The sequence below is a fragment of the Mesorhizobium sp. BR115XR7A genome (assembly GCF_020165315.1).
Taxonomy (GTDB): domain Bacteria; phylum Pseudomonadota; class Alphaproteobacteria; order Rhizobiales; family Rhizobiaceae; genus Mesorhizobium; species Mesorhizobium australicum.
Genome location: NZ_JAIUHW010000009.1, coordinates 49,484 through 71,809 on the forward strand (window position 1 = coordinate 49,484; position 22,326 = coordinate 71,809).

A 22,326-nucleotide genomic window follows, 5' to 3' on the forward strand; every position below is an offset into this window, starting at 1 on the left:
CGCCGGCCCGCGCCAGGCCGGCGATCGATTGGAATGCGTCATTTGCCGCGGCGGCGCAGTCCGTCGAAGTAGACGATGATGATGATCAGCGCGCCGGTGATGATGCGCTGCCAGAACGAGTTGACGTTGAGCAGGTTGGCGCCGTTGTTGATGGTGGCCAGGATGAAGGCGCCAAGCAGCGGCCCGTGCACCGAGCCGACCGCGCCGAACAGCGAGGTGCCGCCGATGACCGAAGAGGCGATCGCCTGCAGTTCCCAGCCCTCGGCCTGGGTCGGGTTGCCGATGCCGATGCGGGCGGCGAGCAGCACGCCGACGAAGGCCGCGCACAGGCCGGACAGCGTGTAAGCCATGTAGATGGTGCGCTGGACATTGACGCCGGACAGGCGCGAGGCCTCGGCGTTGGAGCCGACCGAAAAGAGGTAGCGGCCCCAACGGCTGTGATGCAGGAAGACATAGGCGGGCACACCCACCAGGATCACCATCCAGAACAAATTGGGGATGCCGATAAAAGAATTGCGCGAGAAGGCGGTAAAGCTGTCGCTGTTGATGTTGATCGAGTTGCCGTTGGTCATCAAAAGGCCGATGCCGCGCAGCGAGGTCAGCGTCGCCAGCGTGATGATGAACGGCGGCAAGCCCATCTTGACGATGCCGAAGCCATGGAAAAGGCCGATGGCGACACCGACGAGCAAGGTGATCAGGATGGCGACCGCGATCGGAACGCCGGCATTGATCAGCATGGCGACGACGACGGTGGCGAAGCCGACCACCGCGCCGACCGACAGATCGATGCCGCCGGTGATGATGACGAAGGTCTGGCCGACCGCCATGATGGCGATCATCGAGCCCTGCCGCAGAAGATTGGCGATGTTGTTGCCCGAGGCGAAGCTTGGCGTCGCCAGGGACAGGACGATCCAGAGCAGCACCAGCAGCGCCAGCAGCGTCAGCCCGAACAGGACGTTGTAGTTGCGCTTCGGTTTTTCGGCGGGGATCGCCTCGATGCTCATGTCTGTCCTCCCAGTTTTTCTTGTTTCTCGGCGAGCGCCTGCGTGAGAATGTCCTCGTGACTGGCGGTGTGGAACCCGTGCGTGGCCACCAGCTTGCCGCGCCGGAACACGTGCAGCGTGTCGGCCAGTTCGTAGACCTCCGGCAAATAGGACGAGATCAGGATGATGCCGGCGCCCTTCGACAACAGCTCGCCGAACAGGCGATAGATCTCCGCCTTGGTGCCGACATCGACGCCGACCGTCGGTTCGTCGAAGATGAACAGCTTGGCGCCATGCGCCAGCCATTTGCCGATGACGATCTTCTGCTGGTTGCCGCCCGAAAGGCTCGACGCCAGCGCCCCGCGCGTCGGCGTCTTGATCCTCAGGCCGGCGATCTGACGGTCGGCCTCGGCCTTCTCTTTCGCATTCGAGATCAACAGATTGCTGGAGATGCGCTTGTAGATCGGCAAATTGAGGTTGAGGCCAACCGGCAAATTGAGGCAAAGGCCTTGGTCGCGGCGGCTTTCCGGCGCCAGTGCCATGCCGAGCTTGATCGCGTCGTGCTCGGAGTTGATCTGGACGTCCTTGCCTTCCCACAGGATCTGGCCGGCCGACTTCTTGTGACGTCCATAGAGCGAGGTGACGAACTCGCTGCGGCCGGCGCCGATCAGTCCATAGAGGCCGACGATCTCACCGGCACGCACCGTCATCGAGATGTTCTCGAAGCCTTTGCCCGACAGGTTCCTTGTTTCGACGATCGGAGCGCCCGGCGTGAAATGCTCCTTGTGATAGACCTGTTCGATAGAGCGGTTGATCATCATCTTGACCAGCTCGGCATCATTGGTCTCGGCGATATTGCGTGTGCCGACCAGCGTGCCGTCGCGCAGCACGGAAACCCGGTCGGCGAGTTCGAAGACCTCCTCCATGCGATGGCTGATGTAGATGATCGTCACGCCTTCACCCTTCAGGCGCCGGATCAGCGTGAAAAGCTGGTCGGCCTCCTTGCGGGTGAGGTAGGCCGTGGGTTCGTCGAAGATCAGGAATTTGGTGCCGCGCACCGTGGCGCGGGCAGCGGCGATCAGCTGTTGCTGGCCGATGGTGAGATCACCCAGCACGACATGCGCCGGCAGGTCGAAGCCGAGATCGTCGATGATCGTCTGCGCTTCCCTGACCATGGCGCGCTGCTGCAGGATGCCGAAACGGGAATTTTCCTCGCCAAGGAACATGTTGGCGGCGACCGTCAGGTGACGGCACAGCACGACTTCCTGGTGCACGGCATTGATGCCGAGCGCCATCGCTTCATGCGGCGTCGCCAGGGCTGCCGGCTGGCCTTCCCAGAGGACCTCGCCAGAGGTGCGCGGCATGACGCCGGTCAGGAGTTTGATGAGGGTCGATTTGCCGGCGCCGTTCTCGCCGACGATGGCGTGGATTTCGCCTGACTTGAAGGCGAGATTGACCGGCTTCAGCGCATGGGTGCCGGGGTAGCGTTTTTCCAGCCCGCGCAGTTCGAGGATGGTCCTGCCGGGTTCCAGCACGGGGGCCGGATGCAGTTCCTGCGCCGTCGGCGTCATGACAATCCTCCCAGATTGGCCTCGCGGTTGGCATTCGGCGAGGCTGCGGTCGTCTTTCAGGCGAAGGCCAAACGGGCTGATCGCCAAGCCGCTTTGGCGGCGGATGCTTCCGGGGCCTCTGGCCCCGGAAGCGGTTTTGAACGCCGGCTGCTTAGAGCTTGGGATTGAGCAGCGCGTCGATCTTGGGGTCCTTCATATTGGCCTTGGTCACCAGATTGGCGCCGGTGTCGACATTGGCCTCGACCTTTTCGCCCTTCGAGGCGGCGAGCGCGGTCTTGATGCCGTCGTAGCCCATCCGGTAGGGATCCTGGACGACGAGGGCGGAAATGACGCCGTCGTTGAGGAACTTGATCAGCTTCTCGTCGCTGTCGAAGCCGACCAGCGCCAGCTTGCCGCCAAGGTTGTTCTCGGCGACGGCCTGGCCGACGCCCTGCGCCATGATCAGGTTGGAGGCGAAGATGCCCTTGAGGTTCGGATTGGCGGTGATCAGGTCGGTGGCGATGTTGAGGCCGGTGGTGGCCTGGCCGTCGGCGTATTTGTCGGCGACCAGCTTCAGGCCGGGATATTTTGCCTTGAGCTGCTCGGTGAAGCCCTGCTTGCGCTGTTCGAGCGAGCCGGCGCCGGGAGCGTTGGTGATCAGGGCGACGTCGCCCTCGATTTTGCCGCCATTGGCGGCGCCGATGGCGGCGGCAAGGCCGTCCGCGGCGACGCGTCCGCCCTGCACGTTGTCGGTGGTCAGGAACGAGGTGAAGGCCTTGGAGTCGGCGCCGGAGTCGATGCCGATGACCTTGACCTTGGCGGCTGCTTCATCGATCGGCTTGCCCAACGCCTTGAACTCGGTGGGCGCGATCACGATCGCGGCCGGGTTGCTGGCGACGGCGTTCTCGAGGATCGAGACCTGGCCATTGACGTCGGTCTCGGCTTGGGCGCCGAGTTCCGGCACGTTGATGCCGAGATCCTTGCCGGCCTTGCGGGCGCCGGCCAGAACGATCTGCCAGTAGAAGGACGTGGTGTCCTTGACGATGATCGGGATGGTCACATCCGCCGCCGAAACCGGTGCGGTATGCATGACGCCGGTGAGCATCGATGCTGCCGCCAGGGCCATGACGGCGCGGCGGTTGAGAATGCTGGTCACGAATTTCATAGGATCCTCCCTAAGTCGCCCGGTGAACGTTAACGGAAGCTCCGTCCGGATAGGCGTGGCCCAAACAGAACTTTATCAATAAAAAACAGTTGCACCGTTTTGATAGTGCATCGATCCAGCCGATGCAAGCGGTGTTTCAGCCAGTTCTTCCAGACAATGACTCCCCTAGCGGCGGCTTCTCCCTTGTCGCGGTCAGGCGCTCCCGTTTCCGTTCTGTAAAGCTATGGAATATTAATTCCATAGCTCAGTCAATATGGAATGTTCATTCTTCTTTGGATCGCGACATCGCGAAGGCGGGTCGCGCGCCCGTGCACATCGCGACGATGCGCTTCAATGCAGTTCCTGCACCACCGTGTAGGGACGATACCTGGCATAGTCCGTCTCCGGCACGTCGATATCGAGCAGTTCGAGGTTGCGCGTCAGGTTTGCCAATTTTGCGGTACCGGTCAGCACAGTGGCGACCGCGGGTTCGTGCAAAGGAAACTGAAACGCGGCGGCGGGCAGCGGGTAGCCACCTTCAGCGGCGATCTTCTCCATGGCGTCGACACGGTCGAGAACATCGCGGCTGGCGGGCTGGTAGTCGAAATGCGCCCCTTGCACCGGCCCGGTCGCCAATATGCCTGAGTTGAAAACCCCGCCAATGACAAGCGAGGTCCGTTGCGCCCGGCACAGCGGCAGCAATTCGGCTTCCGCGCTGCGGTCGAGCAAGGAATAGCGGCTGGCGAGCAGGATGCAGTCGAGCGGCGCGCGGCGCATCACGTCGAGGCAGATCTGGACTTCATTGACGCCGAGCCCGTAGGCGGAAATCGTGCCGGCCCGCTTCAGCTCCTCGAGCGCCTTGAGGCCGCCGTCCATCAACTGGCGAAAGTGCAACTTGGTTTTCTCGACACCGTGCGTGTAAACGCCGATATCGTGGACAAACAGGATGTCTATCCTGTTTAGCCCAAGGCGCGCATAGCTGAACTCGACCGAGCGCATGATGCCGTCATAGGAATAGTCGTAGTCCAGCGCGAAGGGCAGCGGATCGACATAGGAGTGGTCTGGCACCTGATCTTCGGGCACCGGGTGAAGCAGGCGGCCGACCTTAGTCGACAGCACATAGGAATCACGCGGCTTGTAGCGCAGGAAATCGCCGAAGCGCCGTTCCGACAGGCCGAAACCGTAGAAGGGCGCGGTGTCGAAATAGCGCAGGCCCGCCTCCCAGGCACCCTGCAGCGTTTCCATTGCCGCTTCGCGCGAACACGCCCGGTAGAGGCCGCCGATCGCGGCGCCGCCGAAACTGACTTCGGTGACCTCCAACGCGGTCTGGCCGATGCGGCGTTTTTCCATGCGCAACCTCCCTATCCCGGCCACCTGTCCGGCCGGGCAGTCTACCAGACATCAATCGAAATCAGAGCGTCGCGCCGAGATGCCAGGGCACGAATTCGTTGTCCCCGTAGCCAAAATCCTCGCTCTTGGTCTTGCGGCCCGAAGCCGTCTCGACGATCAGTTCGAAGATCTCCCGGCCCATGCCGGCGATGGTCTTTTCGCCGGAGGCAATGACGCCGCAATTGACGTCCATGTCCTCTTCCATCTGGTGATACATGGTCGAGTTGGTGGCGACCTTGATCGAGGGAGTCGGCCGGCAGCCGAAGCAGGAGCCGCGGCCGGTGGTGAAGACGATGACATTGGCGCCGCCCGCGACCTGACCGGTGGCAGAGACCGGGTCGTAGCCGGGCGTGTCCATGAACACCAGCCCATTGCCGGTGACCTTCTCGGCGTAGCCGAAGACGCCGTTAAGCGGCGTCTGGCCGCCCTTGGCGACCGCGCCCAGCGACTTTTCCAGGATGGTGGTTAGGCCGCCGCGCTTGTTGCCAGGCGACGGATTGTTGTCGATCGAGGCGCCATGCTTGGCGACGTGATCCTCCCACCATTTCACGTAGCCATCGAGCTTCTTGGCGACCTCGGGGCTTGCGGCGCGATAGGCGAGCAGGTGCTCGGCGCCATAGATTTCCGTCGTTTCGGAGAGGATGCCGATGCCGCCGACGCCAGCGAGGATGTCGACGGCCGCACCCAGCGCCGGATTGGCCGTGATACCCGACATGCCATCGGAGCCGCCGCATTGCAGGCCGACGACGATCTCGCTGACGGGGATCGGCTCGCGCTTCAACTGACCGACTTCCTCGGCGATCTCGGCCAGCACGCCCATCGCCTTTTCGACCGATTTGCGCGACCCGCCGGCATCCTGGATGTTGAAGTGGCGCTTGCCGGCGGCGGCACCCTTCTGGCCGTAAAGCGTGAGCTGGTTGACCTCGCAGCCGAGCCCGACCATCAGTACGCCGCCGAAATTCGGGTGGCGGGCATAGCCCGCAAGCGTGCGGTGCAGCACCATCATGCCGTCGCCGGTGCCGCTCATACCGCAACCCTGGCCATGGACGATGGGCACGAAGCCATCGATCCCGGGATATTTCGGCAAAAGGGTCCGGTTGGCGGTGTCGGCGATCGAATGGCAGACGGTGGCCGAGCAATTGACGCTGGCGATGATGCCGATGAAGTTGCGCGTGCCGGCGCGGCCGTCGGCGCGGCGATAGCCCATGAATGTCCGGGCGCGGTCCGCTTCCGTCGCATGCTCGGCCTCGCTTGGCGGCACCACGGGGAGGCGGCCGGCCTCGAAGACCAGATTGTGCGAATGGACATGCTCGCCCGGCGCGATGTCCTGCGTGGCGCGACCGATCGCCTGAGCGTATTTGACCACGGCTTCACCCGCGGCAATCGGCTTGATCGCCACCTTGTGGCCGGGCTCGATGACGGTGGCAGCGAGCGCGCCACCCGGCAGCGCGGTGCCGATCTCGATGCGCCCATTGGCAACGGCGACATTGTCGGCGGGGGACAGAAGAATGGTATTCGAGACGTTCACGGGCGGTTTCCTGGGTGATCCTGGGATGCGCGGATTGACACGCGCCTGTTAAGAGTTAATGTCTTTTATCGTGAAAAAACAGTTTTGCGTCAATTGTTTTTTCACGGCGGTTCCGCCCTGGGTAAGTGGTGGCGCTGCAGACGATGGAACGTCATATTGCGCTTCAAGCCGGCCGCCGCAAGCGCTGGCGTGCAACGGGTCAGGGGATGTCGAAGAGCAACAACGTCTACAAGGACGCCTATAACCGTTGTCTGAGGCTGCTCGATGAGACGCGCAGCCTGCCCTCGGAACCGGAACTTGGCGCCTTGCTGGGAGTCAGCCGCACGACCGTGCGCAGCATCCTGGCGCGCATGGAAGAAACCGGGTTGATCGCCTGGAACAAGCGCGCCAAGACGGTGCTGCGCGACCCACGTGTGGATGATTTCTTTCCCGAGGAAGAGACCGACACGCTGGCCGAGATCATCGAACGGTCGTTCATGCGCAGGCTGCTGGCCGGCGGCGCCGAGGCCGGCATGCAGATCAACGAGCTCGAACTGGCGCGCGAGATCGGCGTCGGCACCACCAGCGTACGCGAGTTCCTGATCCGCTTCTCCCGCTTCGGCCTGATCGAAAAACGCCGCAACAGCCATTGGGTGCTGAAAGGCTTCACGCGGGCCTTCGCGCTGGAACTGACCGAGATCCGCGAAATGTTCGAATTGCGCTCGGCCGCCGCCTTCACGGCGCTGCCGCAGGACAGTCCGGTATGGAGCGATCTCGATCGGCTGGAAGGGGAACACCGCGTTCTGGCACGCGAGATCGCGACGCGTTTCAATGAGTTCTCGGAGCTGGACGAGCGCTTGCACCGGCTCATTCATCGCGCCTCACGCAACCGCTTCATCGTCGATTTCTACGACGTCATCGCCATGATCTTCCACTACCACTACCAGTGGAACAAGGCACAGGAACGCGAGCGCAACGAAGTCGCGATCGGCGAGCATCTGGCCTATATCGAGGCGCTCAAGTCGCGCGATCTCGGCAAGGTCGATGCCGCCTGCCGCAAGCACCTGAAGTCGGCCCGCCAGACATTGCTGACCTCCATCCCGGAAAGCCGGCCATCCCAAAAGAACTGATCCTGCCGTGTTGCCGCAGCATGGAATTGCCGATTTTCGACCTCTGGCTGCCGTGGTAGGGATAGTCATCGATCGTTTGAAGAGGCAAATGGTGAACCGCCGGGAGAGACGCTGGAGCATGCCGGTCGCGCTTGTCGCGGCCTGTCTGCTGTTGCTCCAGTCGACACTTGGTACGTTCGCCTTCAGCATCGGGCCTGATACCGCGCAGCTCGATGCCTTCGGCAACGTCATCTGTACCCACGATGGCGCCACACAGCTTCCCGGCGGCGACCAGCACCCGTCCCATCCGCCGGCCTGCTGCACACTCGGCTGCAGCATGTTTTCGCCGGCCTATGCGCCGCCGGCCGATGCCGGGCTTGCGCTTGCGTCCCTTTCCTTCGAGACCGTCGCCTTCGTCTTCCCGGCGACCACGCACCTCGACTTCGCCCGCGAACGCTCCCCATCGAACCCGCGCGCGCCGCCATTGGCGGCTTGAGCCTGCTTGCTTGCGGAACCTTTCGCGAGCGTACTCATCCAAGATCAAGCATTCGCGACCGGCGACGGCGCGATCATCACGTCATGGAGCAACCATGTCCCATTCTTTCCGTATATCGGCGGGCACTGTGTTCGGCCGCACCCTGTCTCGCTTCAAAGCCGATCTCGGCATTGCCGCGTTGGCCCTCGCGCTTGTCTTCCTGGGCGCCCAGGCCGTCCTGGCGCATGAGTTCAAGGTCGGCGATCTCGAAATCGAGCATCCCTGGTCGCGCGCCACGCCGGCCGGCGCCAAGGTGGCCGGCGGCTATTTCACCATCGTCAACAAGGGCAGTACACCGGACCGGCTGCTGTCGATTTCCTCCGACGTCTCGGAAAAGGCCGAGCTGCATCAAATGGGCGTCAAGGACGGCGTCATGACCATGCGGCCGGTGGATGGTGGCCTGGAAGTCCCGGCAGGCGGCAAGGTGGCGCTGGCGCCGGGAGGCTACCACCTGATGTTCATCGGCCTGAAGCGGCAACCCAAGCAGGGTGAAAAATTCGCCGCCACGCTGACCTTCGAGAAGGCCGGCACGGTCAATATCGAGTTCGCCGTCGAAGGGATGGGCGAAATGGGCGGCATGGACGACCACGCCAATTGATCGCGCCGATCACCAATTTTGAAATCAGAGGGACCATCATGAACAAATATCTTTTGGCGGCCGGAGCGTTTCTCGTGCTGGGGACAAATGCCGCCTTCGCGCACATCACGCTGGAGACCCAGGAGGCGGCAGTCGGCTCGACCTACAAGGCTGTGCTGCGCGTGCCGCATGGCTGCGACGGCAAGGCGACGACGGCCGTGCGCGTGCAGATCCCGGAAGGGGTGATCGCGGTGAAGCCGATGCCGAAGCCAGGCTGGACGCTGCAGGCCAAGAAGGGCAAATATGAAAAATCCTACCAGCTCTATGGTCAGGCGGTTGCCGATGGGGTCAAGGAAATCGACTGGAGCGGCGGCAATTTGCCGGATGAATTCTACGACGAGTTCGTCTTCCGCGCGACGCTGACGGCCGACCTGCCCGTCGGCCAGAAGCTGTACTTCCCGGTGGTGCAGGAATGCGGCGATGCCGCGGCCCGCTGGATCGAGATTCCGGCGGCCGGACAGGATGAGGACGCGCTGGAGAACCCGGCGCCCGGCATCAAGCTCACGCCGAAGAAATAGCTTTTCTCCCTGGCGCTCTGCCTGTCGGAGCGCCGCATCCCATGGCACGGCATGATCGCAATACCTTCCTGGATGGTCGATACGAACAGCAAGCTCGTCGGCTGGATTGCCGGCGGGCTGCTCGCCGCGGCCATGGCGCTCATCGTCATGGCCTCGACAAGCCAGGCCCTTGCCCATGCGGCGCTGATCAAGACCGATCCGGCCGACGGTGCGGTGCTGGCGCAGGCCCCGGCGCGGTTCTCGCTGACCTTCAGCGAGCCGGTCTCGCCGCTGGTGCTGACGTTGGTGATGCCCGACGGCACCCCGGTTCCGCTGACCGACTTCCGTCTCAGCGACCAGACGGTCGAGATCGACAATCCGCGGGCGCTCAAATCCGGCACGCATGTGCTGAGCTGGCGTGTCATTTCCGCCGACGGCCATCCGGTCGGCGGCTCGCTGCTGTTTTCCGTCGGCGCGCCAAGCGAGCCGCCGGCCGTCTCCGAGGCGATTGACTGGCCGCTGCGGTCGGCGATCTGGATCGGCAATGTTTTTCTCTACATGGGCCTTTTCTTCGGCATTGGCGGCGCGTTCGCCTTTGCCTGGCTGGCCGGGGATGGCCGTGCCGGCCGTCGCTTTGTCACGGCCGCGATCTTGTGCGGGCTGGTGGCGGCACCCTTGTCGCTGGGCTTTCAGGGTCTCGATGCGCTGGGGGCGCCGCTCTCCCATCTGGCGCAGCCGGTGATCTGGCGCACCGGGCTCGGCACCAGCTTCGGCTGGACGGTGCTGATCGCCCTGGTCGCCTTGGGACTTGGCCTGCTGTCGCTGGCCGGACCGCGCGCGGCCGCCAGGCCGCTTGCCCTTGCCGGACTGGCTGGCGTCGGCGTCGCACTCGCCGCCAGCGGCCATGCCAGTGCCGCCGAACCGCAATGGCTGACACGGCCGCTGGTCTTCGTGCATGGCGTCGGCATCGCTTTCTGGGCGGGCGCTTTGGTGCCGCTCGGTCTCGCGCTGAAACGTCAAGCGGCGGGCGCCGTCGAATTCCTGCACCACTTCTCATGGGCAATCCTGCCTGTGGTGGCCTTGCTTGCCGCGGCAGGCATCGTGCTGGCCGTGATCCAGGTGCAGATACCCTCGGCGCTGCTCGACACAGCCTATGGCCGGCTGCTGCTGGTCAAGCTCGTGCTGCTGGTCTTCCTGTTCACCCTTGCCGCAGTCAATCGCTGGAAGCTCACCGCTTCGGCCGAGGCGGGAGCGACCGAGGTGCAACGCAGGCTCACCCGCTCGGTCAGCGTCGAAGTGCTGATCGTGCTGGCGATCTTCGGAGTCGCCGCGGGCTGGCGCTTCACGCCGCCGCCACGAGCACTGGCGATCGCGGCGGCGCAGCCGGTTTCGGTCCACATCCATGCGCTGCAGGCGATGGCCGATCTCAGCATCACGCCAGGCCATGCGGGGCCGGTGGTCGCCTCGATGATCATCATGACCGGCGATTTCGGACCGCTCGACGCCAAGGAGGTGACGCTGGTGCTGTCGAAGCCCGATTCCGGCATCGAACCGCTGAAGCGCGCGGCGACCAGGCCCGGCGACGGCAGCTGGCGTGTCGACAACCTCATCATCCCGGTACCCGGCCGCTGGATGGTGCGCATAGACATCCTGGTCTCGGACTTCGAGATGGTGAAGATCGAGGCGCCGGTCGACATCAGACCGTAACGCCCCAGCCACACAATCGGGCGAGGCGGTTGACGCGGGCCTGAAGGGCCGTCAATCATTCAAGCAACAATGAGCGCAAGCTCGAAAACACCAGATCCGAAAGCAGGGAAGAAACGATGGAAAAAGCCGAAATCGGCCTGATCGGCCTTGGCACTATGGGCTCCAACCTGGCGCTGAACATCGCCGAGCACGGGCACCGCATCGCCGTCTTCAACCGCACAAGGGCACGCACCGACGCTTTCGTCGAGAATTCCGGTGCGCTCAGGGACATGGTCGTCCCCTGCTACAGCCTGGAGGAACTCGCCGCCGCGATCCGGCCGCCGCGTCCGATCATCATCATGGTGCTGGCCGGCAAGCCGGTCGACGAGCAGATCGAAGCGCTGCGTGGCGTGCTGTCCGACAACGATATCGTCATCGATGCCGGCAATGCCAATTTCCGCGATACGATGCGGCGCTTCTCCGAGCTCTCTGGCTCGGGTTTGACCTTCATCGGCATGGGTGTCTCCGGCGGTGAGGAGGGCGCGCGCCACGGACCCTCGATCATGGTCGGCGGCACGGAAGACTCCTGGAAGCGCGTCGAGAAGGTGCTGACCGCGATCTCCGCCAAGTTCAAGGAGGAACCTTGCGCCGCATGGCTCGGCACCGACGGCGCCGGGCATTTCGTCAAGACCATCCATAACGGCATCGAATATGCCGACATGCAGATGATCGCCGAAATCTACGGCATCCTGCGTGACGGCCTGGGCATGGGGCCGAAGGAGATCGCCACGGTATTTTCCAACTGGAACAAGGGCCGGCTCAATTCCTACCTGATCGAGATCACCGCCAAGGTGCTCGCCGCCGACGATCCGAAGACCGGCAAGCCGGTGGTCGACATCATCCTCGACCGCGCCGGCCAGAAGGGCACCGGCAAATGGTCCGTCATCGAGGCGCAGCAGCTCGGCATTCCGGCAACCGCGATCGAAGCGGCGGTGGCGGCGCGCGTGCTGTCGTCGATCAAGGACGAGCGGCAGGCGGCGGAAAAGGCCTATGGCAATATCGGCGTGACCAGGATTTCCGGCGACAAGGACGCGCTGCTGAAAGACCTCGAACTGGCGCTGTTCGCCGGCAAGATCGCCGCCTACGCGCAGGGCTTCGTGGTGATGAGCGGCGCTTCGAAGGAGTTCAACTGGAACCTGCCGATGCCGACGATCGCCAAGATCTGGCGCGCCGGCTGCATCATCCGCTCGCAGATGCTCGACACGATGGCCGAGGCTTTCAGTGGCGGCGCTTCGACCAACCTGCTGATGGCGCCTGCCTTCGTCGGCCTGATGCAGGAGGCGCATCCGTCGCTGCGGCGCGTCGTGGCGAGGGCTTCCGAAGCCGGCGCGCCGGTGCCTGCACTGTCTTCGGCTCTTGCCTATTTCGACAGCTACCGCCAGGGCCGCGGCACCTCGAACCTGATCCAGGCGCAGCGCGACTTCTTCGGGGCGCATGGTTTCGAGCGCATCGGCGAGCAGGGTGCGTTCCACGGACCGTGGGGCAGCGGCGCGGCTGGCTAGATCACGCTCATGGAGACATCCGGCTTAGCTTGGCTGCCGTGCCGGAATACTTATCGCTCCACATGCGGCTTCTCGATCCCGGGGATGCCGCCGACCTGTTGGGCAAGAAAATCGACCAGCAGCCGGACCCGGGCGATGCCCGCCCGTTCGGGGACGATCAGCATGCTGAGCGGAACCGAAGGCAGCGCATAGTCCGGCAGAATCGCTTCAAGCCGGCCGGACGCCAGGAGATCGCCGACAAGCCATTGGTGGGCGGGCGCAATGCCGCGCCCGGCGAGCAGGGCTTCGCGTGCGGCAAGCCCGTGGTCGACCCGGAGGCGCCCTGCAAACGGCACTGTATGGCGGTTGCCGTCTGGTCCTTGCAGCACAAGGGTGTCGCTGCCGGCAACGTTTGACATCCGGATACCTTCGTGATCGGCCAGGTCCCCGGGACCTTCAGGCCTGCCGCGTTCAGCGAGATAGTCGGGCGCCCCCACGAGCAGTCGCCGGGATTGGCCGAGCGCTCGCAATTTCATGGAACTGTCGGTGAGCGGGCCGAGACGAAGCGCGATGTCGACGCCTTCCATGACGAGGTCGATGCGTTCGTCGGTGAGGCTGAGATCGACGCCGATGTCGCGATAGCGGTCCTGAAACGCGAAGATAAGCCGGCTGACATGCAGCACCCCAATGGCGGCGGTGCAGGAGAGCCGGATCGTGCCCGCGGGCGCCGCGCGCGTGCCGCGAACCTCGTCGCCCGCCTGTTCGACAAGGCGCAGGATCTGCACGCTGTCTGCATAATAGCGGCTGCCCTCATCGGTCATCGTGACACGCCGGGTGGTCCTGCTGAGCAGGGCGACGCCGACGGCCTCCTCCAGTTCCCTCAAATGGCGCGTGACTGTCGACTGGCCGATCCCGAGTTCACGCGCGACCGCCGACAGACTGCCTCGTTCAGCAACGCGCACAAAGGTGCGCATGCGCTCGAGCGTGACAGCTGATTTATCCATTAATCGGCAGAATATTATGCATTCTCGACATGTAGCGGATGATGCGGCTGTTGGCTATCTCAGGGTCAATGTTTCCAACAGAGGATCGACGAATCATGAAAGTCCTACTTGTCTTTGCCCATCCCGAGCCACGGTCGCTCAACGGCACGCTGCGTGACGTCGCCGTCAAGGAACTCACAGCTCAAGGCCACGAGGTTCGGGTGTCCGACCTCTATGCGGACGGTTGGAAATCGGAGGTCGACCGCGCTGACTTCCCCGAGCTTTCGCCAGACGCGCGGCTGGTGCCGGTGGGGGCCTCCAAACAAGCATACGAGTCCAATGCTCTGACCGCAGACGTCAAGACCGAGATCGAGAAGCTGCTTTGGGCCGATGCGCTGATCCTGCAGTTTCCGCTGTGGTGGTTCACCATGCCGGCGATTTTGAAAGGCTGGGTCGATCGGGTCTTCGCCTACGGCTTCGCCTACGGCGTCGGCGAACATAGCGACAAGCGATGGGGTGACCGGTACGGCGAGGGCACACTCGCGGGCAAGCGAGCGATGCTGATTGTGACAGCCGGCGGCTGGGAGGATCATTACTCCCCGCGCGGCGTCAACGGACCGATCGACGACCTGCTGTTCCCGATCAATCACGGAATCCTCTATTATCCGGGCTACGACGTGCTTCCGCCGTTCGTGATGTACAGTGCGGACCGTCTCGATGCGGCGGGCTTCGAGCTTGTCGCCGAACGCCTGCGCGAACGGATGCGGACACTGGCGACCACGGCGCCCATTCCCTATCGGCGGCAGAATGGTGGCGATTATCTGATCCCGAGCATGCGGCTTCGTGCCGAACTAGCCGATCCGGGAGCAACCGGCTTCGGACTTCATGTGAACCGCGGGGCTACCGACCAGAACGGTTCCTGGTTTGACGGGATGCATGTGGACTTGCCCGATCAGATCCGGGCAGACGCTCAGTCAGAGCGCCGATAGGCCACGACGCCCTTCGGTTCGCTCAGGCTCTGCAGCGAGCCGGGCGCGGCGCCGCCGATCCAGCCGAGCACCGAGCGGGCGAGTTCGGACCCGGCCAGGCGGAAGTCTTCGTTGACGACCAGCAATTCATGCCTGAACAGATGCAGCAGTTCCGACGACTGCTTCGACACCACGTCTACGTCGCGGCCGAGCTTGAGGCCGGCGTCCTCGATGCCGGCGACGATGGCGAGGGTCGCGGCGGCGGCGCTGCTGACGATGCCGTCCGGCCTGATGTCGCGCCGCATCAGCTGCGCGGTCCTCCTCCTGATCTGTTCGATCGAGTGGTCGATCGAAACGGTGTTGAACGGTACCTCGCTGGCGCCGACTTCGCTCAGAGCGTCGGCAAAGCCGTCGACCGTGTGGCGGTAGTAGCTCAAACCCACCGGCGGCGTCACCAAAGCGAGCCGGCGGCGGCCCAGGCCGGCGAGATGGCGCACCGCCTCGGCCGCGAAGGCGTAATTGTCGAAATCATGATAGGGATGCACGAGCCCCATATCGGTGCGGCCGTGGGTCGCGAAGGGAATGCCGCGCTCCAGCATGTAGCGGGCCCGGGGATCGTTCGGCTGCGTGCGTGAAATGATGACGCCGTCGGCGGAACCGGTCTCCACGAGATAGCGCACCGGATCCAGCGGATCCTGCGAGCGCGAATAGGGCGTGACGATCAGGTGGTAGGGCGTGTCGGCGATGACTTCCGTGACGCCATAGATGATGTCGGAAACAAAGCTCATGAGTTCGTGCTCGGTGTTGAGCACGAGGCTGATGACATTGGTCTTGCCGGTCCTGAGGCGCACGCCGGCGCGGTTCGGCCGATAGCCGATCTGCTTGGCCACGAGCTGGACTCGGCGCCTAGTCTCGGCGCCGATCTCGGGCGCGTCCTTCAAGGCCCGCGAGACGGTGGTGACACCGAGCCCGGTCATGAAGGCAAGCGTCCTCAGCGTCGGCCGCTCCTGTGCCGTCGCCTCGTCACCCTTGGCCGTGCGCTGTCTGTTCATCCGTCCCGCCCATCAGGCGCATAGCAGCCGCCGGGCAGCCCGGCAATGTTGCGGCCGCTCCCCATGGCGCGTCACCTACAGTGGAAGTAGTATACTGAAACGTTACAGCTTGTCACGATCGGTGTAAACGGGCGCGGGCGGACGCAAAAAGACGCCGTCAAACCGCAGGCCGAAAAAACGTTGGGATTCAGAGGGAAGCGTACTCCTGGCAAGTTTCTTGCTGCTTTTGCCTAGAGAGCGGTGCAGTTTTGCATATTGCGCCGCACAACGCCGCAGCAGCGAGATGATTTTGTTCGCAGCTCGAAAAATGTCAAAGTGACACTTGCCGGAAGGGTTGCGTATGGTCTTCAATTGCCGTATCGAAAATCTGTAACGTTTCAGATTTCTGGGAGGAAGCCGAAATGCGATACAAATTCCTGACCGCTGCCTTTGCCGCGACGGTTACTTTCAACTTTGCCGGGCCGGCGGCCGCGACCGATCTGGAAGTCACCCATTGGTGGACCTCCGGCGGCGAGGCGGCGGCGGTCGCCGAACTCGCCAAGGCATTCGACGCCACCGGCAATCACTGGGTCGACGGCGCCATCGCCGGATCCGGCGGCACGGCGCGGCCGATCATGATCAGCCGCATCACCGGCGGCGATCCGATGGGGGCCACGCAGTTCAATCATGGCAGGCAAGCGGAAGAGCTGGTTCAGGCTGGCCTTATGCGCGACCTCACCGATGTCGCCACCAAGGGCAAGTGGACGGAAGTGGTACGGCCCAAGAGCCTGCTCGATTCTTGCACCATCGACGGCAAGATCTATTGCGTGCCGGTCAACATCCATTCCTGGCAGTGGCTGTGGCTGTCGAACGCGGCGTTCGAGAAGGCCGGCGTGCCGGTGCCGAAGAACTGGAACGAGTATGTGGCCGCCGCTCCGGCGCTGGAGAAGGCAGGCATCGTGCCGCTCGCGGTCGGTGGGCAGGCCTGGCAGGCATCGGGCGCCTTCGACGTGCTGCTTGCCGCGGTCGGCGGAACCGACACCTTCCTCAAGGTCTACAAGGACAAGGACGCCAAGTTCGCAGCCGGTCCCGAAGTCGCCAAGGTGTTCAAGGCGGCCGACGATGCACGCAAGATGGCCAAGAACACGAATGTGCAGGACTGGAACCAGGCCACCAACATGGTCATCACCGGCAAGGCCGGCGGCCAGATCATGGGTGACTGGGCGCAGGGCGAGTTCCAGGTCGCCGGCAAGACCGCCGGCAAGGACTACACCTGCCTTCCCGGCCTCGGCCTGAACGAGGTCATCGCAACGGGCGGCGACGCCTTCTATTTCCCGCTGCTCAAGGACGCCGACAAGGCCAAGGCGCAGGAGGTGCTGGCCGAGACGCTGCTCGATCCCAAGACCCAGGTCGCCTTCAACCTCAAGAAGGGCTCGCTGCCGGTGCGCGGCGACGTCGACCTCAACGCGGCCAATGACTGCATGAAAAAAGGCCTCGCCATCCTGGCCAAGGGCGCGGTCATCCCATGGACGGACCAGCTGCTCTCGCAGGACAGCCAGAAGCAGAAGGAGGACCTGTTCTCGGAGTTCTTCGCCAAGCCCGACATGAGCCTCGAAGAGGCGCAGAAGCGCTTCGCCGACATCATCGCTTCGGCTGATTGACGACCGACGAGCCGCCCGCTCCCGACCTTGCCAGACAGGGCCGGGAGCCAAGGCGTGCTGACTTTCCGCCCTTATCCGATCCAGCACGGCTGTACCGATGAGCAAGAGCGAACGCCCGAGCCAACTCTTCCGCAATCTCAACGCGAAGGTCGCTTCGATCCCGATGATCCTCACCGCAATGGTGGTCTTTGTCGGCGGCACCGCGTGGACGGTGCTCTATTCCTTCACCAATTCGAAGCTGCTGCCGCGGCTGAATTTCGTCGGGCTCGACCAGTATTACCGGCTGTGGGCGACGCCGCGCTGGCTGATTTCGATCGAGAACCTCTTGATCTACGGTGTGATCTCACTGGTGTTCTCGCTGGTGATCGGTTTTCTGCTGGCGGCCCTGCTCGACCAGAAGATCCGTTTCGAGGACACGTTCCGCACCATCTTCCTCTACCCCTTCGCGCTCTCCTTCATCGTCACCGGCCTTGTCTGGCAATGGCTGCTCAATCCGGATTTCGGCGTCCAGGGCGTGGTACGAAGCCTCGGCTGGGCCAGCTTCGATTTCAATCCGCTCTACAATTCCAGCATCGTCATCTACGGCATATCGATCGCGGCGCTTTGGCAAGGCACGGGGCTGATCATGTGCCTGATGCTGGCGGGCCTGCGCGGCATCGACGAGGACATCTGGAAGGCCGCACGGGTGGACGGGATTCCCATGTGGAAGACTTATCTGTTCATCATCATCCCGATGATGCGGCCGGTGTTCATCACCACGCTGGTGATCATCGCGTCGGGCATCGTCAAGGTCTATGACCTCGTCGTCGCGCAGACCAGCGGCGGGCCGGGCATCGCCTCCGAAGTGCCGGCCAAATACGTCTACGACTACATGTTCTTCGCCCAGAATCTCGGCCAGGGCTTTGCGGCCTCGACCATGATGCTGCTGTCGGTGATGATCGTCATCGTGCCGTGGGCCTATCTCGAATTCGGAGGCCGCAAGCGTGTCTGATCATGCCGTCTCCTTGTCCGCCACGTCGTCAAACCTCCGGGCTGGCGCCTCCGGCCCGAGCGGACCAAAGCCGCGGCACGTGTTCTCGCGCCGGAACATTTTCCTGTACGGCACGCTCATCGTGGTGGCGCTCTACTATCTCCTGCCGCTCTATGTGATGGTCGTCACCTCGCTGAAGGGCATGCCGGAGATCCGCCTCGGCAACATTTTCTCGCCGCCGCTCGAGATCACCTTCGAGCCCTGGGTCAAGGCGTGGTCGCAGGCCTGCACCGGACTCAATTGCGACGGGCTCTCGCGCGGGTTCTGGAATTCGGTGCGCATCACCGTTCCCTCGGTGATCCTGTCGATCGCAATCGCCTCGGTGAACGGCTACGCGCTGGCCAACTGGCGCTTCAAGGGCGCCGACACCTTCTTCGTCATCCTGATCGTCGGCGCCTTCATTCCCTACCAGGTGATGATCTATCCCATCGTCATCATCCTGCGCGAGATCGGCCTCTATGGCAGCCTTACCGGCCTGGTGATCGTGCATTCCATTTTCGGCATGCCGATCCTGACGCTTCTGTTCCGCAATTATTTCACCTCCATGCCGGAGGAACTGTTCCGGGCGGCGCGCGTCGATGGCGCCGGCTTCTGGGGCATCTACCTGCGCATCATGCTGCCGATGTCACTGCCGATCTTCGTCGTCGCCGTCATCCTGCAGGTGACCGGCATCTGGAACGACTTCCTGTTCGGCGTCGTCTACACCCGTCCCGACACCTATCCGATGACGGTGCAGCTCAACAACATCGTCAATTCGGTGCAAGGCGTGAAGGAATACAACGTCAACATGGCCGCCACCATCCTGACCGGGTTGGTGCCGCTGATCGTCTATTTCATTTCCGGCAAATTGTTCGTGCGCGGCATCGCCGCCGGCGCGGTGAAAGGGTGATGGCGATGGCGGCGAACGGCACCAGCGTTTCGATCCAGGACCTGTCGCTGAACTTCGGCGCGGTCTCGGTGCTGCAGACGCTCAATCTCGATGTCGCCGAAGGCGAGTTCATCGTGCTGCTCGGACCCTCCGGCTGCGGCAAGTCGACCTTGCTCAACTGCATCGCCGGCCTGCTCGACATTTCGGAAGGCCGCATCTTCATCAAGGGCAAGAACGTCACCTGGGAAGAGCCCAAGGACCGCGGCATCGGCATGGTCTTCCAGTCCTATGCGCTCTATCCGCAAATGACGGTGGAGAAGAACCTGTCCTTCGGGCTGCGTGTCGCCGGCATCGCCAAGGACGAGATCGCCAAGCGCATCGCGCGCGCCGCCGAGATCCTGCAGATCGAGCCGTTGCTGCAGCGCAAGCCGGCGGCCCTTTCCGGCGGCCAGCGCCAGCGCGTGGCGATCGGACGGGCGCTGGTGCGCGATGTCGACGTCTTCCTGTTCGACGAACCGCTGTCCAATCTCGATGCCAAGCTGCGTTCAGAGCTGCGCGTCGAGATCAAGCTTCTGCACCGCAAGCTGCAGAACACGATGATCTATGTCACCCACGACCAGATCGAGGCGATGACCCTGGCCGACCGCATCGCGGTGATGAAGGGCGGCGTCATCCAGCAGCTCGACGCGCCGCAGACCATCTACAACCGCCCGGTCAACCGGTTTGTCGCCGGCTTCCTCGGTTCGCCTGCGATGAATTTCGTCGAGGGGCAGCTGGAGACCGGCACGACGGCGGTGTTCAAGACCGGGGATTTGACCATACCGCTCGAGCGCTATGGCTTCGATGGCGCCGGCAACAAGAGCGGGCCTTGCGTGTTCGGGATTCGCCCCGAGCACGTTGCCTTTGGCGAGGCCGCGAATTCCATGCCCTTCGCCACCGATGCCGCCGTCGAGATCGTCGAGCCGATGGGCTCCGATACGCTGGTGTGGACGAAGCTCGGCGGCCGCATTTTTTCCTTCCGTGTCGAGGCGGAAAAAACGCTGCGCAATGGCGACCCGATCAGGATCGGCTTTGATCCTGCCCGCGCCTCGCTGTTCGATACTCCATCCGGCAACCGCATGTAGCTCCCAAGAAAACCATCCTCCCAAGGACAATCCCCAAGCAGAACGGACAAAGACGATGAACTGGTCATTCCAACTTTACAGCGCCCGCAATTTCTTGCCCTGGACCGATGTGCTCGAAATGCTCGGCAAGCTCGGCTATGCCGAGGTCGAAGGGTTCGGCGGCGTCTATGACGATCCCAAGGCCTTCCGCGCCGAGCTCGACAAGAACGGCCTTGCCATGCCGACCGGGCATTTTTCCATCGATGCGCTGGAGAATGATTTCGACGGCGTGCGCCGGATCGCCGAAACGCTCGGCGTCAAGCTTTTGATCTGTCCCTATCTGATGGCCGAGGACAGGCCATCCGACGCCGCCGGCTGGCGCGCCTTTGGCGAGCGCCTGGCCAAGGTCGGCGAGGTCGCGTCGAAGGCCGGCTATGGCTTCGCCTGGCACAACCATGATTTCGAGTTCAAGACACTCGCCGACGGCTCGGTGCCGCAGGACCATATCCTGTCGTCCGCGCCCAATATAGGCTGGGAAATGGACGTCGCCTGGGTAGTGCGCGGCGGCTCCGACCCGCTGCCCTGGATCGAAAAGCAGGGCCAGCGCATCGTCGCCGTCCATGTCAAGGACATGGCGAAGGCGGGCGAGGGGCTGGATGAGGATGGCTGGTCGGATGTCGGCCACGGCACGATCGATTGGGCCGGCCTGATCAAGGTGCTGCGGGCCAAGAGCGCGGCGAAATACTTTGTCATGGAACAGGACAATCCCAACGACATCGAGCGCTTCGCCCGCCGCTCGATCGCAACCGTCAAGAGCTACTAGGAACAACCACCATGGCAAAGAAGCTGGGTACTGGGAAATTGGGTGTTGGCGTCATCGGCTGCGGCAACATCTCGAAGGCGTATTTTTCGCTGGCGCCGTTGTTTCGCGGCATCGAGATGCGCGCCTGCGCCGACATCAACATGGACGCGGCCAGGGCGCGGGCGAAGGAATTCAAGCTGCGCGCCGAGACCGTCGAGGATCTGCTCAAGGCCGACGATATCGACATCATCGTCAACCTGACCATTCCGGCCGTGCATTACGAAGTCTCGAAGCAGGTGCTCGATGCCGGCAAGCATGTCTATTCCGAAAAGCCGTTCGTGCTGTCGCTCAAGGAGGGTCAGGACCTCAAGGCGCGGGCCCAGAAGAGGGGGCTGCGCATAGGCTCGGCGCCGGACACGTTCCTCGGCGGCGCGCACCAGCTGGTGCGCGAACTGATCGACGAGGGGAAGCTTGGCAAGATCACCAGCGGCACTTGCCACGTCATGGGCCACGGCATGGAGCATTGGCACCCCAATCCCGACTTCTTCTTCCAGCCCGGGGCGGGACCAGTGCTGGACATCGGACCGTACTACATCACCAATCTGATCCAGCTGATCGGGCCGGTGAAGCAGGTGGCGGCCTTCGCGACGACCCCGGCCAAGGAACGGACCATCAGCTCAAAGCCGCGCGCAGGCGAAAAAATCCCGGTCAACACGCCGACCACCATCCATGGCCTGCTGGAATTCGAGAACGGCGCCGTGGTCACGCTGAACACCAGCTGGGATGTGTGGGCTCACGGCCACGCGCCGATGGAACTCTATGGCGAGGGCGGGACGGTGTTCGTGCCGGATCCGAACTTCTTCGGCGGCGACGTGCGCTTCACCGAAGAAGGCAAGCCGGTCAAGAAGCTGCCGAAATGGAAGCATCCGCTTGGCGTTCCCAATGAGATGCATGGCCAAGGCATGATGGCCAATTACCGCACGGCGGGCCTGGCCGACATGGCGCTGGCGATCGCCGAAGGGCGGCCGCACCGCTGCTCGATGGAACTCGCGCTGCATGCCGTCGATGTCATGACCGGCCTCCTGCGCTCCGGCGAAACCGGCAAGTTCGTCGCCATGCAGACCACTTGCGAGCGTCCGGCCGCGCTTGGCGTCAAGCAGGCCAAGGAGCTGCTGGCCAAGAAGACGTAGTCGCATGGATTATCGATAATTTTGCCTTACCCCTCTCCCCGTTCCTCCGGGGAGGGGGTAAAGGATGGGGTACGGGCATGCTCATCGCCTCTGCGATGACGGTGCCCTGTCC

At 63.4% G+C, this 22,326-nt stretch carries 21 protein-coding genes; 13 read left to right on the plus strand and 8 right to left on the minus strand.

The window, feature by feature from the left end:
* Positions 1 to 38: 38 nt before the first annotated feature.
* The 5 genes from LB557_RS19615 to LB557_RS19635 all read right to left on the minus strand — a co-directional run bounded on the left by LB557_RS19615 (position 39) and on the right by LB557_RS19635 (position 6,594).
* Positions 39 to 1,004 (minus strand): ABC transporter permease, encoded by a 966-nt coding sequence (locus tag LB557_RS19615; RefSeq protein ID WP_015315661.1) that lies wholly within the window; start codon positions 1,002 to 1,004, stop codon positions 39 to 41.
* Entirely contained in the window at positions 1,001 to 2,554 is a 1,554-nt protein-coding gene (locus LB557_RS19620) for a sugar ABC transporter ATP-binding protein (protein WP_140618932.1), read from the minus strand. The genes LB557_RS19615 and LB557_RS19620 overlap by 4 nt, the downstream gene beginning before the upstream one ends.
* A 151-nt stretch (positions 2,555 to 2,705) precedes the next feature.
* The gene (locus LB557_RS19625; protein WP_015315663.1) at positions 2,706 to 3,698 is read right to left on the minus strand and encodes an ABC transporter substrate-binding protein; all 993 of its coding nucleotides are present in this window, start codon (positions 3,696 to 3,698) and stop codon (positions 2,706 to 2,708) included.
* 330 nt (positions 3,699 to 4,028) lie between these two features.
* Positions 4,029 to 5,027, minus strand: a complete 999-nt coding sequence (locus LB557_RS19630; RefSeq protein WP_015315664.1) for an aldo/keto reductase — start codon at positions 5,025 to 5,027, stop codon at positions 4,029 to 4,031.
* Between the two features lie 61 nt (positions 5,028 to 5,088).
* Entirely contained in the window at positions 5,089 to 6,594 is a 1,506-nt protein-coding gene (locus tag LB557_RS19635; RefSeq protein ID WP_015315665.1) for a UxaA family hydrolase, read from the minus strand.
* 206 nt (positions 6,595 to 6,800) lie between these two features.
* Here LB557_RS19635 and LB557_RS19640 point away from each other — a divergent pair, with 206 nt between their 5' ends.
* The 6 genes from LB557_RS19640 (at position 6,801) to gndA (ending at position 12,599) form a co-directional block, all read left to right on the plus strand.
* Complete coding sequence (locus LB557_RS19640; RefSeq protein ID WP_224642535.1) at positions 6,801 to 7,703, plus strand: GntR family transcriptional regulator; 903 nt, start codon at positions 6,801 to 6,803, stop codon at positions 7,701 to 7,703.
* 118 nt (positions 7,704 to 7,821) lie between these two features.
* Positions 7,822 to 8,178 carry a DUF2946 family protein gene (locus LB557_RS19645; RefSeq protein WP_224642514.1) on the plus strand — a complete coding sequence of 119 codons (357 nt, stop codon included), beginning with the start codon at positions 7,822 to 7,824 and terminating at the stop codon, positions 8,176 to 8,178.
* Between the two features lie 94 nt (positions 8,179 to 8,272).
* A complete protein-coding gene (locus LB557_RS19650) occupies positions 8,273 to 8,815 on the plus strand; it encodes a copper chaperone PCu(A)C (RefSeq protein WP_140713174.1) in 543 nt (180 codons plus the stop codon).
* Between the two features lie 38 nt (positions 8,816 to 8,853).
* The gene (locus tag LB557_RS19655) at positions 8,854 to 9,372 is read left to right on the plus strand and encodes a YcnI family protein (RefSeq protein WP_140661681.1); all 519 of its coding nucleotides are present in this window, start codon (positions 8,854 to 8,856) and stop codon (positions 9,370 to 9,372) included.
* A 51-nt stretch (positions 9,373 to 9,423) separates the two neighbouring features.
* Positions 9,424 to 11,058: a copper resistance CopC/CopD family protein gene (locus LB557_RS19660; protein ID WP_224642512.1), complete on the plus strand. Its 1,635-nt coding sequence runs from the start codon at positions 9,424 to 9,426 to the stop codon at positions 11,056 to 11,058.
* A 116-nt stretch (positions 11,059 to 11,174) separates the two neighbouring features.
* Entirely contained in the window at positions 11,175 to 12,599 is a 1,425-nt protein-coding gene (gene gndA / locus LB557_RS19665; RefSeq protein WP_224642510.1) for an NADP-dependent phosphogluconate dehydrogenase, read from the plus strand.
* Between the two features lie 50 nt (positions 12,600 to 12,649).
* Here the strand turns inward: gndA and LB557_RS19670 are convergent, their stop codons facing one another.
* Complete coding sequence (locus LB557_RS19670) at positions 12,650 to 13,582, minus strand: LysR family transcriptional regulator (RefSeq protein WP_015315672.1); 933 nt, start codon at positions 13,580 to 13,582, stop codon at positions 12,650 to 12,652.
* Between the two features lie 95 nt (positions 13,583 to 13,677).
* Between LB557_RS19670 and LB557_RS19675 the strand changes: the two genes are divergently transcribed.
* Positions 13,678 to 14,550 (plus strand): NAD(P)H-dependent oxidoreductase, encoded by an 873-nt coding sequence (locus LB557_RS19675; RefSeq protein WP_224642508.1) that lies wholly within the window; start codon positions 13,678 to 13,680, stop codon positions 14,548 to 14,550.
* Here the strand turns inward: LB557_RS19675 and LB557_RS19680 are convergent.
* Positions 14,532 to 15,581 (minus strand): LacI family DNA-binding transcriptional regulator, encoded by a 1,050-nt coding sequence (locus LB557_RS19680; protein ID WP_224642506.1) that lies wholly within the window; start codon positions 15,579 to 15,581, stop codon positions 14,532 to 14,534. The two genes, LB557_RS19675 and LB557_RS19680, sit on opposite strands and share 19 nt — an antisense overlap.
* Before the next feature lie 102 nt (positions 15,582 to 15,683).
* Positions 15,684 to 15,932, minus strand: coding sequence for a hypothetical protein (locus LB557_RS19685; protein WP_140787855.1), 249 nt, complete (start codon positions 15,930 to 15,932; stop codon positions 15,684 to 15,686).
* 50 nt (positions 15,933 to 15,982) lie between these two features.
* On the opposite strand from LB557_RS19685, the gene LB557_RS19690 reads away from it, so the two are divergent.
* The 6 genes from LB557_RS19690 to LB557_RS19715 all read left to right on the plus strand — a co-directional run bounded on the left by LB557_RS19690 (position 15,983) and on the right by LB557_RS19715 (position 22,214).
* Positions 15,983 to 17,221, plus strand: coding sequence for an ABC transporter substrate-binding protein (locus tag LB557_RS19690; protein WP_140787861.1), 1,239 nt, complete (start codon positions 15,983 to 15,985; stop codon positions 17,219 to 17,221).
* 97 nt (positions 17,222 to 17,318) lie between these two features.
* Positions 17,319 to 18,212, plus strand: coding sequence for a carbohydrate ABC transporter permease (locus tag LB557_RS19695; RefSeq protein WP_140661686.1), 894 nt, complete (start codon positions 17,319 to 17,321; stop codon positions 18,210 to 18,212).
* Positions 18,205 to 19,140 carry a carbohydrate ABC transporter permease gene (locus LB557_RS19700; protein WP_140661687.1) on the plus strand — a complete coding sequence of 312 codons (936 nt, stop codon included), beginning with the start codon at positions 18,205 to 18,207 and terminating at the stop codon, positions 19,138 to 19,140. The genes LB557_RS19695 and LB557_RS19700 overlap by 8 nt, the downstream gene beginning before the upstream one ends.
* Positions 19,140 to 20,243: an ABC transporter ATP-binding protein gene (locus LB557_RS19705; RefSeq protein ID WP_411969424.1), complete on the plus strand. Its 1,104-nt coding sequence runs from the start codon at positions 19,140 to 19,142 to the stop codon at positions 20,241 to 20,243. Before LB557_RS19700 ends, LB557_RS19705 begins: the two co-directional genes overlap by 1 nt.
* A 55-nt stretch (positions 20,244 to 20,298) precedes the next feature.
* Positions 20,299 to 21,045, plus strand: coding sequence for a sugar phosphate isomerase/epimerase family protein (locus LB557_RS19710; protein WP_015315679.1), 747 nt, complete (start codon positions 20,299 to 20,301; stop codon positions 21,043 to 21,045).
* An 11-nt stretch (positions 21,046 to 21,056) separates the two neighbouring features.
* The gene (locus tag LB557_RS19715) at positions 21,057 to 22,214 is read left to right on the plus strand and encodes a Gfo/Idh/MocA family protein (RefSeq protein ID WP_140713182.1); all 1,158 of its coding nucleotides are present in this window, start codon (positions 21,057 to 21,059) and stop codon (positions 22,212 to 22,214) included.
* The last annotated feature ends 112 nt before the right edge of the window (positions 22,215 to 22,326 follow it).